The organism is Pirellulales bacterium, from assembly GCA_035499655.1.
Taxonomy (GTDB): Bacteria; Planctomycetota; Planctomycetia; order Pirellulales; family JADZDJ01; genus DATJYL01.
On the sequence record DATJYL010000138.1, the window covers coordinates 1 to 16,920 of the forward strand.

At 57.4% G+C, this 16,920-nt stretch carries 12 protein-coding genes; 7 read left to right on the top strand and 5 right to left on the bottom strand.

Annotated elements, in window-relative coordinates; genetic code table 11:
• Window positions 1-351 precede the first annotated feature (351 nt).
• Window positions 352-1,512 (bottom strand): transcription termination factor Rho, encoded by a 1,161-nt coding sequence (gene rho, locus VMJ32_09525; GenBank protein HTQ39257.1) that lies wholly within the window; start codon window positions 1,510-1,512, stop codon window positions 352-354.
• Window positions 1,513-2,307: 795 nt separating this feature from the next.
• A complete protein-coding gene (locus VMJ32_09530) occupies window positions 2,308-2,490 on the bottom strand; it encodes a hypothetical protein (GenBank protein ID HTQ39258.1) in 183 nt (60 codons plus the stop codon).
• Between VMJ32_09530 and VMJ32_09535 the strand changes: the two genes are divergently transcribed.
• Window positions 2,489-3,841, top strand: coding sequence for a thioredoxin domain-containing protein (locus VMJ32_09535; protein ID HTQ39259.1), 1,353 nt, complete (start codon window positions 2,489-2,491; stop codon window positions 3,839-3,841). The two genes, VMJ32_09530 and VMJ32_09535, sit on opposite strands and share 2 nt — an antisense overlap.
• A 385-nt stretch (window positions 3,842-4,226) precedes the next feature.
• Entirely contained in the window at window positions 4,227-5,705 is a 1,479-nt protein-coding gene (locus tag VMJ32_09540) for a tetratricopeptide repeat protein (GenBank protein ID HTQ39260.1), read from the top strand.
• 202 nt (window positions 5,706-5,907) lie between these two features.
• Here the strand turns inward: VMJ32_09540 and VMJ32_09545 are convergent, their stop codons facing one another.
• A complete protein-coding gene (locus VMJ32_09545; protein HTQ39261.1) occupies window positions 5,908-7,053 on the bottom strand; it encodes an STN domain-containing protein in 1,146 nt (381 codons plus the stop codon).
• Window positions 7,054-7,262: 209 nt separating this feature from the next.
• On the opposite strand from VMJ32_09545, the gene VMJ32_09550 reads away from it, so the two are divergent.
• Together VMJ32_09550 and VMJ32_09555 are read left to right on the top strand one after the other, a co-directional pair.
• Entirely contained in the window at window positions 7,263-7,928 is a 666-nt protein-coding gene (locus VMJ32_09550; GenBank protein ID HTQ39262.1) for a tetratricopeptide repeat protein, read from the top strand.
• A 104-nt stretch (window positions 7,929-8,032) separates the two neighbouring features.
• Window positions 8,033-8,788 (top strand): glycerophosphodiester phosphodiesterase, encoded by a 756-nt coding sequence (locus VMJ32_09555; protein HTQ39263.1) that lies wholly within the window; start codon window positions 8,033-8,035, stop codon window positions 8,786-8,788.
• Between the two features lie 23 nt (window positions 8,789-8,811).
• Here VMJ32_09555 and VMJ32_09560 read toward each other — a convergent pair whose 3' ends face one another.
• Window positions 8,812-9,792 (bottom strand): PEP-CTERM sorting domain-containing protein, encoded by a 981-nt coding sequence (locus VMJ32_09560; GenBank protein ID HTQ39264.1) that lies wholly within the window; start codon window positions 9,790-9,792, stop codon window positions 8,812-8,814.
• 589 nt (window positions 9,793-10,381) lie between these two features.
• Between VMJ32_09560 and VMJ32_09565 the strand changes: the two genes are divergently transcribed.
• From VMJ32_09565 to VMJ32_09575, 3 genes are all read left to right on the top strand, one after another.
• Window positions 10,382-12,001, top strand: a complete 1,620-nt coding sequence (locus VMJ32_09565) for a glycerol-3-phosphate dehydrogenase/oxidase (GenBank protein ID HTQ39265.1) — start codon at window positions 10,382-10,384, stop codon at window positions 11,999-12,001.
• Window positions 11,998-13,503 carry a glycerol kinase GlpK gene (gene glpK, locus VMJ32_09570; protein ID HTQ39266.1) on the top strand — a complete coding sequence of 502 codons (1,506 nt, stop codon included), beginning with the start codon at window positions 11,998-12,000 and terminating at the stop codon, window positions 13,501-13,503. The genes VMJ32_09565 and glpK overlap by 4 nt, the downstream gene beginning before the upstream one ends.
• Window positions 13,504-14,049: 546 nt before the next feature.
• Window positions 14,050-15,345 carry a hypothetical protein gene (locus VMJ32_09575; GenBank protein HTQ39267.1) on the top strand — a complete coding sequence of 432 codons (1,296 nt, stop codon included), beginning with the start codon at window positions 14,050-14,052 and terminating at the stop codon, window positions 15,343-15,345.
• A 316-nt stretch (window positions 15,346-15,661) separates the two neighbouring features.
• On the opposite strand, the gene VMJ32_09580 is transcribed toward VMJ32_09575, so the two are convergent.
• A complete protein-coding gene (locus VMJ32_09580) occupies window positions 15,662-16,903 on the bottom strand; it encodes a DUF1559 domain-containing protein (protein ID HTQ39268.1) in 1,242 nt (413 codons plus the stop codon).
• Between the last annotated feature and the right edge of the window lie 17 nt (window positions 16,904-16,920).

Here is a 16,920-nt window from a genome sequence, read left to right on the forward strand (position 1 = left end):
AGAACACCGCCAGTTCTGCTTCAGTCGCATAACCAACAGGAAACTTGCCAAATCCAAACAAATCCATCATCATCAACACATCTCTTCGCTGGCCGGTTTTGAAGCGCCGATCCCCGGCTGGTTTTAATGCGCCGATTGACAACAGAGCGTGGCTATCGATTGGTCGGCACACGAATTACAACTCGCGACAATCCATCGCACGGAGGGTGATCAAAGCGATATGAAATCGCCGAACAATCCTGGGCCTAAGATACCGGGCCTTGCCGGTCTGAATGCACGCTATCGATTGCCCGAGCCGCTTAGTGTTTCTGGCAAGCAAGGTGGCTTTGAAAGAGACATGGCCGGCCTGCTTCAATCCACGCCCGCTTTAGCGCCGGCAATCAGGCTAATGAACTCGCGGTTGGTTTTGAACTTGGCCAACTTTGTCGTGAGCTGCTCCATGGCATCGACATGATGCATGTTGGCCAACGTGCGCCGCAACATGGTCACCGCATGCAAAGTTTCCGCATCGAGCAGCTTTTCCTCTCGGCGCGTGCCCGATTGAGAAATATCTAGGGCCGGCCACACGCGGCGGTCGGCCAGCTTGCGGTCGAGCACCAATTCCATGTTGCCGGTGCCTTTGAATTCCTGAAAGATGGCTTCGTCCATGCGACTGCCGGTATCGATCAGTGCGGTAGCTGCAATGGTGAGCGAGCCGCCCTCTTCAAACAGCCGTGCGGTCGCAAACAGCTTTTTGGGAATGTCAAGAGCTCGAATATCCAATCCGCCCGTGGCAGTTCGGTCGCCGCGGGTAACTTTGTTGAACGCCCGAGCCATGCGGGTGATGGAATCCATGAGCAGAAACACGTCTTTGCCCATTTCGGCCAGCCGCTTGCACCGCTCCACCGCGATTTGTGCCAAGCGAACGTGACTTTCCACATCGCGATCGAGACTGCTGGCAATCACATCGCCCCGGACGCTGCGGCGCATGTCGGTCACTTCTTCGGGCCGCTCGTCAATCAGCAGCATCACCAAATGCATATCGGGATAGTTTTGCGAAATGGCCTGGCTGATTTGCTGCAGCAGAATGGTTTTACCGGTCCGCGGCGGAGCGACAATCAGGGCCCGCTGGCCCTTGCCAATGGGCGTCAGCAAATCCATGACCCGCGTGGTGATGGGTTGTTGGCCGGTTTCCAATTGCAACCAACTTTCCGGATTGATGGGCGTCAATTGGTCAAAGTCTTTAACATTGGGATAGTCTTCCGGCTTCAGTCCGTCGACATCCAAAACTTCTTTCAGCCGCGGACCCTGCTGGCGGCGGCTGTGTTGCACCATGCCATTCACCAGCACTCCTTCGCGGAGGCGAAATTTTTCGATCATTGTGCCTGGCACAAACGGATCGGTCCGTTCCCGCGACAGGTTATTGGCGATGCTGCGCAAAAAGCCGTAACCATTGGGATGCAGTTCCAACACGCCGGAGCCAGGTTCCGGAGGAGTGGTATCGGAGCCTTCGGGGAATTCGACTTCAGGCATTGGAGCGCGAGGACCTGGATCGTTGCCGTAGCGGCGGAAACCGCCCGCATAGCCCCCCGAGCGCCCATTCATATGGCCACCACGACCACCACCGCCACTGCCGTAGAAACCTCGGCCACGGCCACGACCACCCTTGTTACGCTTCTTTCCCATAGCTCACCTGAAAGGAGACCTCACGAATCGCCGCTCCCGGCGCAGGAGTTGGAGTTTCCAACACACAAAGACTGTGGATACTCGGCTTCATCAGCCAAAATCCGCCACGACAGACGATTCATCCTCAATCTGTCGTGGGACTAAAGACAACAAAATTGCAGATAACGTAAAACGGTTTACGGCCTGGACAGTGCGCTTCGCAGAATCGCCCTGCGCTTCGCAGAATCGCGCTGCCTAGCCGTGCATCAAGAGCATTTTGCTCAGGGCCTAGTGCATGCCCAACACAATGTGCCCAACTCAGTACGAACCCTCGGATAACCGCTCTGCAGGCCTCCGGCCAAAAACTGGCCAAAAACAGTTCGCTGTGGGTGAGCGCCCTTCCCACGAAGGTTTATGCTAGCACTCAACGTGACAGCGGCAAAGCAGCGGACAGATCGAAGAAGCTTGTATTTCCCGCGCCGAATGCCTGGTCACGGGAAGCGGCCGCGAGAATCATCTTTACGGCCGGCTGCGCCTATGCAAATAGGCAGATACTCTAACTGCGCTCAATCATATTCATTGTTCGGCCTATGTCAAGCGGTGGATCAAGCCAGTGTGGAGAATTTAGATAATTTTGCCTCAGCCTTGTCGGACTAGCTTGTTTTACCATTTTTTGCCCATTTTCAGCGGAAAATCGGCAATCTCCTCCCCGCCGGCAATTTTCATATAACCGTGGCTGATCTCGCATCCGATAACCAGACAGGGGCACGCTATCGCTACGTTCGAGTGCCTAAGAGTCTGGTCGTTAATATAAGCGAGTTTTGTTTCAGGGGGGAATTCAATCATGCTCCGTGAGCGTGGAAGGCATTTCGCCGCGCTGGCAACTGTGATTCTGGGCTGGCTGACTTGGTCCGGTATGGCGCATGGCGCTGCATCGAGTAGTTTGCTCTGGCAAACGAATTTGGAACAAGCCAAGCAAATTGCCGCTCAGACCAATCGCTTAGTGTTGGTGCATTTTTGGTCACCGTCATGCATTGCGTGCAAGCAACTGGAAAAGAACGTTTTTGCGCTGCCGCAAGTGCAAAAGGATATTCAGGCCCGCTTTGTACCGGTGAAGGTGAACGCTGACGATTGGCCCACCACTACCAAGCAATACGGGATAACTTGCTTGCCAACCGACCTGATCATCATGCCCAGTGGGCAAATCGTCGGCCGCATGGTCAGCCCGCCAACTCCCGAAGCATATTTGCAACAATTGGCCGTCGCAGCCAGCGGTGCAGGCTCGGTCGCCGCCACGCCAGCCGCGGCATACGCTGCCACGGCTCCCAGCGCCGCGACCACTGCTACCTCAATGGGTACTTCTGCGCCAGCGGCAACCGGTTGGACGGCGACCGCTTCCAGTGTCCCATCCCCTTATGCAGCAGCTTCACCTACGCCAACTGGGGCCATGACAGCGAACAATCCCGCGAATGTGGCGCCGAACGTCGCTTGGGGCGCTCCGCCTGCGAATGCATCGAGTACAGCCGCACCAGCCGTGCCCGCTTATTCCGACAGCCGATACGCCGAGTATTACCAGCGGTTTTCGGCGGCTTCTTCGGGAACTAACGCCGCCATTTCCTCGCCCAATAGTCCTCCGGCAGCGGCGACAACGCCGGTATCCACACCAGCGGCTGTCGCGCAACCGGCATATGCATCTCCAGCGTACGCTCAACCGGCCTATGCACCACCGGCCTATGCACCACCGGCGTATGCGCCGCCGACATACTCGCCGCCGGCATCGCAACCCGGCTTCGCCGCCGGTGCTGCGGCAGCGCCCAACCCTGCGGCGCCTCCCCTGGCTTTGGACGGCTACTGTCCCATCACGCTGGTGGAACAACAGCGCTGGCAAGTTGGCGATCGCCGTTGGGGCGTAATCCACCGCGGCCGCACGTACTTGTTTGCCGGGCCGGAAGAACAACGAAAGTTTCTCGCCGACCCGGATCGTTACAGTCCCGCGATCTCCGGTCAAGACGTCGTAATGGCTATGGACTATGGCCAAGAGGTCAGCGGCAAACGCGCCTTGGGTGTGGAATATCAACATCGGATTTATCTCTTCTCCAGCGACGCCTCGCGCCAAATGTTTAGCCAGAATCCAAACCGCTACGCTGCAGAAGTGCTCCAGGCTGAAAACCCAAATCTAACGACTACGCTCCGTTGATTCCTACAAGGGCTGCTGATTTCTGGGCTGACTGAGCTAAACTCTGATCTGAATGACCAAGCAGCCCGTTTCATTCCGATGGCAAAATCGCGCGCCTGCTGAGTACTCGTAGGCTTGGCTTTCGTCCTTCCGAAACCCAGCTGTTTCATAGAGGCCCACAGCGTTCCGGTTATAGCGTTTGTAACACCGGAAAACTTTCTCTGCGCGTTCAGGTCGTTCGCCACAAATGGCGGCGCTGATTATACTGGAGTCATGTCCGCAGTGTCTCGTGGCTACCTGCCACATTGGTTTGGGCGTAGGAAATGCCCACTTTTCTTTTTTCAATCGCTGCAGCGAAGGAGAGCTCGGCGGCATGTCTTGTTCGATACGGCGACGGGGATTATTAATGAAACGCAATTGGCGGCATCGGTCTTTTGTCATTGCGACTACGCTGTGCGGAGCTTTTTTGACAGGCGTGATCGGGCTTTCATCCGTTGCCACAGCAGCGCCCGCCGATCAGCCTTCCAGTTTGGCGCCGGCCAATGAGCAGCCGTCGGTTCCCAAATCTGCACCGGCGGATACGGGCACAAAATCACTTCCCGGGCCGCCCAATCCATTTGATGAAACACCAACTCCGTCGCCCGCAACTCCGTCGAGCCAAGGTACGCCAGATACGGGCCGTTCTTCGCTAGCGCAACCCGCTCCGTTACAAGGCCCCTTGGGCGCTCCCGCACAAACCGAACCAGCCAAGCCCGAATCACAGACTCCTTCGCAGGGTCCACCCAATCCGTTTGGAGGAAATACTGCTCCATCGGCGTCAACTCCATCGGCCAAAGGCGAGGAAGGCGCTGGCCGATCTTCGCTCACACAACCAGCGCCATTGCAAGGCCCCTTAGGCACTCCGTCGACGCCATCGACTACCCCACCCACCAAGCCCGAAGCGCAGGGTCGCATGCCCGGCCCCAATCCGTTTGAAACCCCGACTCCAAGCGAACCACAGCCAGAACAGCCCAGCTCCGCGACACCATCGACACCGTCAACGCCTTCCACACCCTCAACGCCGGAGCAACATCCCGCAACTCCTTCCACCCCGTCGGCCGAACAGCCGAGCGAGGAGACCTACACTCCGGCGCAACAAGCCGTGAAGGCAGGCATCGCCTTGCTGCAAAAGGAAAAGTACGACGAAGCGTTGCAACACTTTGACGAAGCGTTAAAGCTCGATCCGGCCGAAGGTGCCGCCTATTTCTACAAAGGCGTGGCCTACCGCATGTTGAATCGTTTCGACGACGCCATCGACGCTTTTACCTCGGCCATAGACTTGACCGTCGACGACCTGGATGCCCAGACCGAAAACTATTTGCGCCGCGGCATCGTCTGGTTCTATAAAGGCGAATATGGAATCGCCTGGCAAGATTTCGATCAAGCCGCCGTGTTCGCCAAAGATGAGGATCCCCGACCCGATTTCTGGAAGGGCCTGGCTGATGCCCGCCAGGGAAAATGGCTCGCGGCCGCAAATTCCTACGCGGTTTCTCTCGAGCACGACGACCATTACCTCCCGGCATTCGTCAATCTAGGTCTGACTTATCTCATGTTGGATGAACCCAAAAAAGCGACCTATTGCTTCGATCAGGCCATTCGTTTGGATCCGCACGATGCCGCAAATTACTTCAAGCGCGGCATTGCCCAAGTCCGGTCCGAAAATTTGCGAGAAGCGGTTGATTCCTATACCCAAGCCATTCGCCTGAATCCGAATTACGCCGAAGCGTATTTGAACCGCAGTGTTGCCCATCGACGATTGGGCGACCAGCAGCAGGCCGAAAAAGACGAAGCAGCCGCCATCAAGATTAATCCCGACATCCAAAAACAATTAACCGGCACTGGTTAATCATCCCAGGCTGATAGAACCGCCGAGAAGCAGAGGCGCAGAGAAACAGAGAAGCAGGCAAGCGCGCTGGAATCACTGCGGAACAGATGAGGCGCCAGCACGTCGACTGCTTAAACCTTTTCTGCGCCTCTGCCACTCGGCAGTTCCAAGTTAAACTGAGCACCAACAGGTGCAGATCCGCTTTTCCCACCGGGCCACTGGCTCACTTCGGCTTGATCTCGAACGTGTTATCGTGCTGCACGTATTTCAGGCCGGCCGGATCGAGCACCGCCTGCAACAGTTCCTCGGCCGAAACTTCTTTCACGTTCACTTGGACTTTCGTCTCCAACGATATTCCCTCCGCCGAAATGGCCGCGCGATCGAGTTGAATTTCTACTCCCATTTGTTTCTCCAGAGCGTCCAGCAACTTGCCGACGGGTAATTCCACCCGCAACGTGTAAACTTTGCGGCCTTCGGTCACGCTGGTGCGATGCGCCGTATGCCCGGCCAAAACATCGTTGACCACGTCCTGGTCTTCCTGCCGACCGCGCACAATCAGCTTGCCGCCGGCGACGTCGATTTGGGCCGCGGCCAACAATTTGATTTGCCGCAATTGGGCTGCTACATCCTGCGGCGCTCCCGAAACCGCATAACTGCGATCAATGACAGGTTTTTCCGGCATGGGCACTAATCGTAGCGAGTTTCCGTCGGCAACTAGCTCGTAAGTCAGATCAAATTGAGCCAAGACCAACGTCAGTCGCTCCGGTAAAGTCAGCGGTGGCAAATCGGCAGCGGCCCAAAGATCGGCCGGAATTTGATCGAGCCCCTCTATTTTCACGCCACTTTCACGGCCTAAATCGGCGAGCAAATCGCGCGGAGCCGAAAGCTTGTCCCACTTCCAAGGCTTGGCCTGTGTCCAACGCAAACGAGTGGCCGTCGGCAAGCGTCCCGCTTCGTCACTGCGCAACGCAGCCACCGTGCGCAGACGATCTGTGATCGATTTCGGCCCGAAATAGGCCACGGGCCCTAATCCAGTCACGCCAATTTGCAGCCGCGATGCAATTCGTTCCAGCGCCTCCTGCAACGGCACATTATCGAACGCCAGCTCGATTTTCTGATCCGGATCGACCCGCCGGTCGAGCATCACCGCCAGCTTTTGAGTTTTCGATAGGCTGGCCAACGCCTGGCGAACCGTGATATTCGACCAGGTAATGCCCACATTTTGTGCCAGCGCCTGCTGGAGCGCCCCATCGGTCAGCCATACGACCTCCGCAGCAGCGGCCCGGTCGGCCGATAGCATTCCTCGCTCACCGATTAGCAAGCAACCCAGCGCCAAAATCGCACACCGCCCTGGCAGTCGCCGAATCATGACAACATTCTGATTATTCACAGGAACCGAACACCCTCGTTCTCCCACAATGTAGAAGTACTGATTATTGCACCTGGAAAACCACTGGCAAATTCAAAACGTTTTTGGGTTTTCTCTGTTTGCCAGTTTAATTGCCAACGGTCTGTAATTACACTGGAATCTAGGGCGATGGATTTTCGGTTTCCGCGGTCTTTTCCGGAAGGTGCAGTATGGGCGATCCAACCATCCGCCGACCGATTCTGTCCGAACTGTACGAACAATTTCTGGCCGACCGCGATCAAGCGGCCTTTATCCATCGTGTGGCGGAACGCTATCACACCGCTACCCTGGAACGGCTGGTATTGCATCCGTCGCGCTGGGTCCGGCGGGGGTCGGTTCTGGCCTTGGGAGCGATCTCCGATTTTTCCTCCAACACCGTGCTAGGGCACGCGCTGGTCGACCATGACCGAGGCGTCAGAATGCTGGCCGAATCCGCCATTCGGGCCATTTGGTGCCGCGATGGCTCTTGGAATCAGCAGCAGGAATTGGCGCGAATCATCGGGCTGAATGCCGCGGAAAAACACGATGCCGCGCGCAACGCCGCCACGCGCCTGATCGAAGATAATCCCCGACTGGCCGAATCGTGGAATCAACGGGCCATTGCCAATTTTGCTGTCCAGCGCGTGCTGGAGTCGATTGCCGATTGCCGGCAAACGTTGGATTTGAACCCGTTCCATTTCGGCGCCGCCGCCGGCTTGGGGCAGTGCCACATGCAATTGGGCGACCACCAGTCAGCACTCGATACTTTCCGACACGCTTTGAAAATCAACCCGTCCATGGAAGGCGTCCGGTCAAACGTCGTCTACTTACAAAAGCTGCTGGGAAAACGAAAATAGCCCATTTGGATTATAGCCCGGCAACGATCCGCTTGCGGCTTAGTCCGGGCTTCTTATCAATTTGTTCGGATCTCTGAATCCTGAATCCTGCTTCCACGCAACGGATGGACCCTCTCGAAATCATCGCCCACCGCGGCTCTTCCTTCTTAGCGCCGGAAAATACGCGCGCCGCGGTTGACCTTGCCTGGCAAGAAGGGGCCGATGCCGTCGAAGGCGATTTTCGGCTGACCCGCGATGGCCACATCGTTTGCCTGCACGATACCACGCTCAACCGCACCGCCGGCGTCAATGTGCGCGTGGCGGATTGTTCGCTGGAAGAACTGCAAGCGTACGACTTCGGCACTTGGAAAGGCCCGCAATTCGCCGGCCAGCGAATTCCCACACTGTCCGATTTGCTGGCGACCGTCCCAGCGGGCAAACGGTATTACGTGGAGATCAAATGTGGCCCGGAAATCATTCCCGAGCTGGCCCGCGTCATCTCCGCTTGCGGCTTAGCGCCCGACCAAATGGTGCCCATCTGCCTGCAACTGCCGGTCATCGCTGAAATCAAAACAGCCATCCCGCAGTGTTCCGCGTACTGGGTTGTGGAGTTCAAGCGCGCCGAAACAGGCCAGTGGCAACCCTCGATTCACGACATCATCGGCGTTGCCCAGCGCGCGGGTCTGAACGGCCTCGATTTAATGGCCTCCGGCCCCATCGACGCACCACTCGTGAAGCGCATCAAAGCCGCCGGCTTGGGCCTGTGCGTCTGGACCGTCGACGACCCGCCGCTAGCCCGCCGCCTGATCGACCTGGGCATCACCCGCCTCACCACCAACCGCCCCGCCTGGCTGCGCGAACAAATCACGGCTTCCAAATAATCTGCGCTCGTAGGCAGAGATCCCTATGCAAACCGCCGCCGCGCCCACAGCAAGCCGATCGCGCCAGTGGTTAGGAGTAGCAGCGTGGAGGGTTCGGGAATGACGCTGATGCCAGCTTCATTAAGAAAACGTCCACCTGAAGATAGTATACTTTGATGCCCATTCGTGGGATCGATTGCCAAGATGGCACCGGTCGGATTGACCGCGGAACTGCTTTCGGCCACGAGGATAGTCCCGTTGGCCTCAATCGCTAATCCCAAGGCATCGGCCAAAAAACCACCCGATGACAACAGAGTCTGCGAGCCATTGATCGGATTCAACTGAACGAGTCGATTATCCTGATCGACAACGTCGACATTGCCCATGCTGTCGACAGCCAACCCACGAGGCGTAGCCAGTAGGTTGCCAGACGAAAGCGTTGACACTGATCCATTTGTGGCATCGATCTTAAAGACGGCGTTCGCAGATAAGTCGGACACTAAAATATTGCCTGCATGATCCAGCGCAATCCCCCACGGCTCCGAAAGCCCCTGACCACTAGCGACCAAGCTACTCGACCCATTATTCGGGTCAACCTGATAGACCGCATGAAGGCCCTCATCTGCCACCAGTAACATTCCCTGTGCATTAATTACCAAATCGCCAAATAAACTTTGGGATGGGAAGGTTGTCACGATCGAGACGATTCCGGTCGAAGGATTCACTGAGAGAATGTGCTTGGTCGTGCCATCGGTCACATCGATCATTCCGTTCGACCCTAGTACCGCATCATACGGTGTGCTCATTTTTGCATAGGTGGTATCCGTTGCGATCAATGTTTGTTGACCGTTTGTTGGATTCACCTTGACAATTTCGCCATAGCCAGAAGCCGCACTTTGAATCGCAACGATGAGGTCTCCAGGTGACAAGGTCACGGCATGGGCGGTGGCAGCCGGCGACAGGATTCCACTCATCATGAGTGCGGCCAGTGCTCCGAACAGAGATGGGGATGTGGTTTTACTCATTGTGCAGAGGCTCCGAGACGAGAAAGTTGAGCCTCTGCCGAATTGTTCCGCCCGAGATCATACCCCCTGAAAGCGGCTAACACAAGGAATTGGCGATCCCTGAATCGCCGCAAATTGACATCACAGCGCCACCGTCAAATATCTGGCGAGAGCCAAATCGGCGGAAATCGGAGCCCACGCCGCCAACAGTTTGTAGCGAGGTTCGATAGCCATCATAACACACGTCTGTAGAAATTGAGCCACGGTTTTTGCTATGGTGGTTCTCACGTGCCGATAGGTAGTGGCACTTGCGTTTCGCTAGGGCCCGCTGCCTTTTGCGCGAGAAAATTCCACACCTGTGAGAGTAAACTCACCCCCATTTTGCACACGACGATGTTCACGTTGCCCGATTTTTGCCGAACGCCCACAAGAATGGGCCGCACAAAACGAGGGAGTTTTGCACGAAAAATCGAGTTTTTCGCGCCGCACGCGCAAAATTCGGTGGCCCAACCACGGCGAAGCCCGGGAAATTGGATTTTTCTGGCCGGAGTTTTGCACGAGAGGCAAAGTACTAAATTATTTTCCATGCTCGGCGGTCGAATTTGATTTTATGCCACACACGGTTCTCATTCTCGGTGCAGGCATCAACGGCGCGGCCTTGGCGCGCGAGTTGACGCTGAACGGCCTGGGCGTGGTGCTGGTCGACATTCAAGATGTTGCCGCCGGGGCCACGTCGTACAGCTCGCGGCTGATTCACGGCGGCCTGCGCTATTTGGAATACGGCGATTTCGCCCTGGTGCGCGAATCGCTGGGCGAACGGACCCGGCTGTTGCGCTTGGCCCCGCAATTCGTGCGGCCGCTGCGGCTGTTCATTCCGGTGCAAAATCGATTTGGCGGATTGATGTCGGCGGCGCGGCGGTTCCTGCGTTTGAAAGATCGTCCCCATGCCGGCCGGGTGCTGCATCGCGGGCTGTGGACCGTGCGGTTCGGCCTGTGGTTGTACGACAATTACGCCCGCGATCCTTCGCTGCCCAAGCACGAATCGCACCGGGCCAGCGACGCCGCCGTGGTGCCGGTCGATCAGCACACCTACCGCTGGGTTTGCTCGTTCTCCGATGCGCAAGTTGTCTTTCCGGAGCGGTTCACGCTGGCGCTGCTGAACGATGCCCGAGAAATTGCGGCGGCAGAGGGGACCGAGTTCCGGGTGCTGACTTATCACGAGGCGGAACTGGCCGGCCGCAGCGTCACCATCCGCCGTGTGGGCACACAGCAAGTCGTGGCGGAGTTGCAACCTTCGGTCATCGTGAATGCCACGGGCGCCTGGGTCGATCAAACGTTGCAATCTTTGCATGTGCCGTCGAAGCGACTGATGGGCGGCACGAAGGGAAGCCACTTCGTCACCAGCAATTCGCGCTTGCAAAAACTGCTTGGCGGTCGGGCCGTGTATACCGAGGCGGGCGATGGCCGGCCGATTTTCATTCTTCCGTTCGATTTGCCGTTTATGAATGGCACGTTGGTTGGCACGACCGATGAACCATTCGCTGGCGACCCGTCGACCGCCGTGGCGACGCAGCCCGAGCTGGAGTATCTGGTGGCGGCGGTCAACGAAGTGTTTCCCGACCTGCAATTGACGCCTGCCGACATCGATTTGCACTACGCCGGCGTGCGGCCGTTGCCGTATTCGGATGCCGCCACGCCAGGAGCGATTTCTCGCCGGCACTGGATGGAACCTAACCAAAATTGCGAAGTGCCCTCGTATTCAATCATCGGCGGCAAGCTCACCACGTGCCGGTCGCTGGCCGAGGAAGCCGCCGGCGAGATTCTCAAGCGCCTGGGGCTGCCACGAAAGGCCGATTCCAGCCAGCGGCCACTTACCGAGCGCGAACCGTTCTTTGCCGTGCGTGCCGCCGGTTCAGCAGTCCCCGCTGCTGGCAATGACAACGCATCTGCCATGGGTGCGGCGGCTTCGAGCGATCGCTTGGCAAACATGGTGATACCGCTGGCCGTGGTGCGCCAAGTGATTCAAGAGGAATGGGTCACCAAGCTGGACGATTTAATTGAACGGCGGTTGATGCTGCTTTATCATCCACAGTTAACACGGGGGTGCTTGAATCAATTAGCCGATTTGCTGATCGAGGCCTGTCGGTTGAGCAGTACTGATAAAACCGCCGCGGTGGATGCGGTTGTCGAGCGGCTGGCCACACATTTTGGCAAACGGGTGCTGCCATGAGCAAAGCGGCGACAAACAAATACATCTTGGCTCTCGATCAAGGCACGACTTCAAGCCGTGCCATTTTGTTCGGCCACAATGGCCGTCCGGTGGCGGTGTCGCAGCAAGAATTTCCGCAGATCTTGCCGGCGCCGGGCGTGGTTGAACACGATCCAGAAGCGATCTGGAATTCGCAACTTGCCGTGGCGCGGAATGTGTTGCAGCAGGCCCAATGCACGGCCGCCGAAGTGGCCGCACTGGGCGTTACCAATCAGCGTGAAACGACAATTTTGTGGGAGCGCGATACCGGTCGCCCGGTGGCCAATGCCATCGTTTGGCAAAGCCGCATCAGCGTGCCGATTTGCGATCGCTTGAAAGCCGACGGAGCGGAACCGTTGGTGCAGCAAAAAACTGGCCTGGTCATCGATGCCTATTTTTCCGGAACGAAAATCAAATATCTGCTTGATACGGTTCCGGGCTTGCGCGGACGGGCTGAGCGTGGCGAAGTGCTGTTTGGCACGGTCGATTCGTTTTTAATCTGGCGATTAACCGGTGGTCGCCGACATATCACCGATGTGACCAATGCCAGCCGTACTATGCTGTTCGATCTTCACACGCTTTCTTGGGATGACGAACTGCTGAAGTTGCTCGGCGTGCCACGCGCCATCTTGCCGGAAGTGCGATCCAGCAGTGAAGTTTATGGCGAAACGTTGCCCGAGCTGTTTGGCGCACCCATTCCCATCAGCGGTTGCGCCGGCGATCAGCAAGCGGCCACCTTCGGCCAGGCTTGCTTCGAGAAAGGCAGCGCCAAAAACACGTATGGAACCGGTTGCTTCATGCTGCTGAACGTAGGCCCACGACCGGTGAGTTCCAGGAACAAACTGCTCACGACGGTGGGATGGCAAATCGCCGGCCAAACCACATATTGCTTGGAAGGTTCGGTGTTTGTCGCCGGCGCGGTGGTCCAATGGCTGCGCGACGGGCTGAAAATCATCCAATCGAGTTCTGAAATAGAAACGCTGTCCGCCAGCGTGCCGGATGCCGGCGGCGTGGTGTTTGTGCCGGCCTTTGTCGGTCTGGGCGCGCCGCATTGGAATCCGCATGCGCGCGGGGCGATTTTTGGACTCACGCGGGGAACCACGACCGGCCACATTGCTCGGGCGGCATTGGAGTCGATGGCTTTCCAAACCGCCGAAGTGCTGCACGCCATGGAGCAAGATTCCGGCACCAAGCTCGCACAACTTAAAGTTGATGGCGGGGCGAGCGTGAACAACGGTTTGATGCAATTTCAGGCCGACTTGCTCGAAGTACCTGTGGTGCGGCCGGTGGTGGCCGAAACCACTGCGTTGGGTGCAGCGTACTTGGCCGGGTTGGCGGTCGGATTCTGGGAAAACCTGGACGATGTTGTAGGCAATTGGGCGCTCGATCGTAAGTTTCATTCGAACATGTCGCCCGACGAACGGGCCAGTCGACAGGCAACTTGGCGGCAAGCGGTGGAGCGAACGCTGGATTGGGAAGAGTGAGCCAATGGCCGGGCCAGCGAGCTGCTCTATCCTCGAAGCCGAAGTATTCGCAAAACCTCCTAAATTTCGGATTTTTACTCCGCCCAATGAATGGCAAAAAAATTCTTTTCTTATTTCGACGGTATTGAATTGGCTTTTCGCATTCATTGTGAGTTACCTATTCAAATACGTTGCGCGTTGCCTAGGTTGACAGTCCTTCTTATGTTCTCGTAATTGTGAAATAAAAGGCTGCTTAGGTAATGTGATGCGTTAGGTGATTCTGATGTGACAGCGTAAGACAGTGATTTCATTTTTTATGTGGGGGGATTGAGGACCGTTTTTCTGCTTGCTAGCCTCTCTGCAACCAAACGGGTAGTTTGCGAAGAGTTTTCCGGCTGCCCGTTCCCGCCTGTTTGCATCCCACCTTTTACCGCCGCTTCTAGCGAGTCCCGAGTGACAGCACGCAGCGGCTGATCCATCGAGCGTTTGTCGCTGACCGCGCTGCGGAGCGGCCACGTTAGGCTGCCGCGGTCGGCAGATCGTTGTTTGTTGTAAGGAGACGTAACGATGCAGAGTTTGTTGATTGCGCTTGTGGCCTTGGGCACTTCGGGACAAGGGGCCGAGAAAGCAGCCCCGAAGGCTGAAATCGCGGCGAGTGTCGCACACCCTGCCGAGGCTGCTGCAGCCAATCCTTCGGCAATGTCAGCCACGGCCACGCCAGCCGGCACGGTTCGGCTGATGTCGGCCGAAAAGGAACAGCGGCTTCGTAAGCTGCTGCCGCGGGTTGATGACCCCAGTTTGCAGAAGATTCTCAAAGACCCACGTTTGATTTTGTATACCGAGCAAGAAATGCCCCGCGCCTATCAGGAATGGAGCGGCAGCTTGCAGGGCATTCATTCGGCGTACTACAACATTTCGGCCAATGGCTCGGAGCCGTACGGGAATGGCAATCGTGAATTCCCCTGGGGTAGCCCGGCGGGAACCCAACGGACCAGCGGCGTGGAAGCTTTCCGCTTTGTATGGTTGCCGCGCGATTCCAACGATCGGCCGCGGCCCGTGGTTTGGTTTCGCAAGCGCTTGCGAGGCGACACCACCGACGGCTACGCCTGGACGTTTCCGGTCGGGGCCGTGGTGGGCGAAGCGCTGACGATGACCGGTCCGGACGGATATGCCTACACCTTTGAACTGCGCACGCGCACTCGGCAGTACGGATCGTGGGATGTCGACGTGTTCCGGCCGTTCCCCACGGCGGCCGATTTGGCGCAGCGAATCAAAGCGCTGCGGCCCGATTGGCAAAACCAGCCGAAGCTGGCGGCAGCCATCGATCATCTGGAGCAACCGCTGGAAATGAAAGTGCTCTTGCTGGCGGATAAGCAACCGGCGATGCACGTGTTCCGGCAAACCGCTGGCGTCGATTCGTTGCCACCGTTGAGCGACGACAAGCTGGTCGGCCAATTGCTCTCCGGCACGGTCTTTCGTTCGGTGTCGGGCGAAGTGTGGCAGCAATCGCCTAGCGGTGTGAAAACCTATGCTCCAACCACGGCGGCCGGTTTCAATATTGTGCCGACCAATTACGAGGCCGGGTTTGTGCAGGTCGATTCCGCCAGTTGCATGCGCTGTCACGAGTCGGCGGCGCGGCCGGTTTCCGATTTCAATCCCGGGCGCGATTGGTACGGACACATTCGCGGGAGCGACGCCATTTTGTCGTTTCATCCGTTCGCGCCGGAATCGGTCAGCGACAACGGCTATGGGCGGCCGGTGAAAATGCGGGCGGAATTCGAGCAGGCGGGCGTAATTGCCAAGTATGATCCGCAGCAACATCCGGCTAAGTTTTATCAAACCCTGGACGTGCAGCAGCAATGATTGGCTTCGAATGATTTGCAGCGTTGATGTGCAGCATTGAGAGGGCACGCCCAACCCCCGGTCGATGGCGACCGGGGGTTTTTCGTGCGCGACAGGGCAATTGCTGGGGGTAGTGGTGATTGTAAGCTCGTCTGCATCCGGGTTGGGATTTCCAGCGGATTTTGCAAAAATCGGCGGTGCGGTGCATCACTGTCGCAAAATTCAAGCAACGATCAGAATTCACGCGCGCCCATGTCGCTGTGAATTCAGCGGGGCGCTTTCGAGATTCGCAGCATAGCAAAAGCGCGGCCCAATTTTCGACAAAAACTAAGGCCAGCTACGGCAGTTCAGCGCTTTCGCCGCCAGAAATGGTGGCCAGGCAGGAGAGAATGCGGATGTCCATGGTGGCCAAAAACACGCGCACGGAGCCGTCGCACAGGACGAAGTTAATGGCTCCGTTGCCCCCGTGCACGCCGGCAAAAGTGCGGTAACAGGGTTGGGGAAAAGTGGCATAGGTGCCATTGGCGCACTTGTCGTAATCCGGATCCAGCGTGATGGAAGTGGCATTGGCATTGCAGCCTAAAGGGTTGCCTCGGCAGCCCGTGGCCGAAGTGTCGGTTGCCGCTGCGGGTAGCGTGACGCTGCCCAAACTGTTTCCAAACACACTGCTGGCCCAAAATGCGGACCGGCTTACGATGGCGCCGCCGGTTGTCACCGGCTCCGGCTGTGTAATAGTGGTGTACTCACCAATCAGAAGCGTTTTGGAAGTGCCATCGGTAATTTGAGTAATTTTGACCGGGCTATGACTAAGGATCGACATTTCGCAATTGGGCGTTGCACCCGTGGGTGGCGCAACAATAATGGCGGGGAGCGGTCCTTTATCGAGGGCGCGCATCGTTTCCCCCCCTGATCCAGCCTTGTAACTGTCGAAATAAGCTTCTGCAGGATCGGTTGCGGCAAAAAATCCACGGCCAGCAACTCCGCGGTAAGAACTGGTGGCAATCGGTATATTTAAGCTGTACTCTTGCTGAGTTTGCGGTAGCTGCAGCGATGGGGGATTAGGGTCACTAGGACAAGACTGGACGGGCAAAATCGCTTTGCGCACCGGCTCGTTCGTCGGGTCGAGGTTTGAAAGATCGAACCGGTATTGCCTGTATAAGGTTGTTTCTTCAATGAATGGCAATATATTCAACGCCCAATTCGCGTAAGGGTTGGTTTGGCCGCACGCGGTAGTGGCGCCGCCGGTCGTGGTGCTGGCGATGACTTTGCCCGGCGGCAAGGTTTTTTTGGCGGATGCGTAGTTCAAGCAGCCCAGGCCCAGGTTCTTCAAATTGTCGCTGCACTGCGTGCGGCGGGCGGCTTCGCGGGCGGCTTGGACGGCGGGGAGCAGCAGGGCGATTAAAATGCCGATGATGGCGATCACAACCAGCAACTCCACCAGCGTGAAGGCCCAGCGCTGCCGGCGGCGAGCGGCGGGCACGTTCCGAAGGGCGAGGGACGTGGGGCGAGGGAGGAAGGGGGAGAAATGCCAGCGGAGATCGGGCAGCGACGTGCAATTTTGGCGCGGCAAGTTTTCCATGTGTTTTAAGCGGCCGG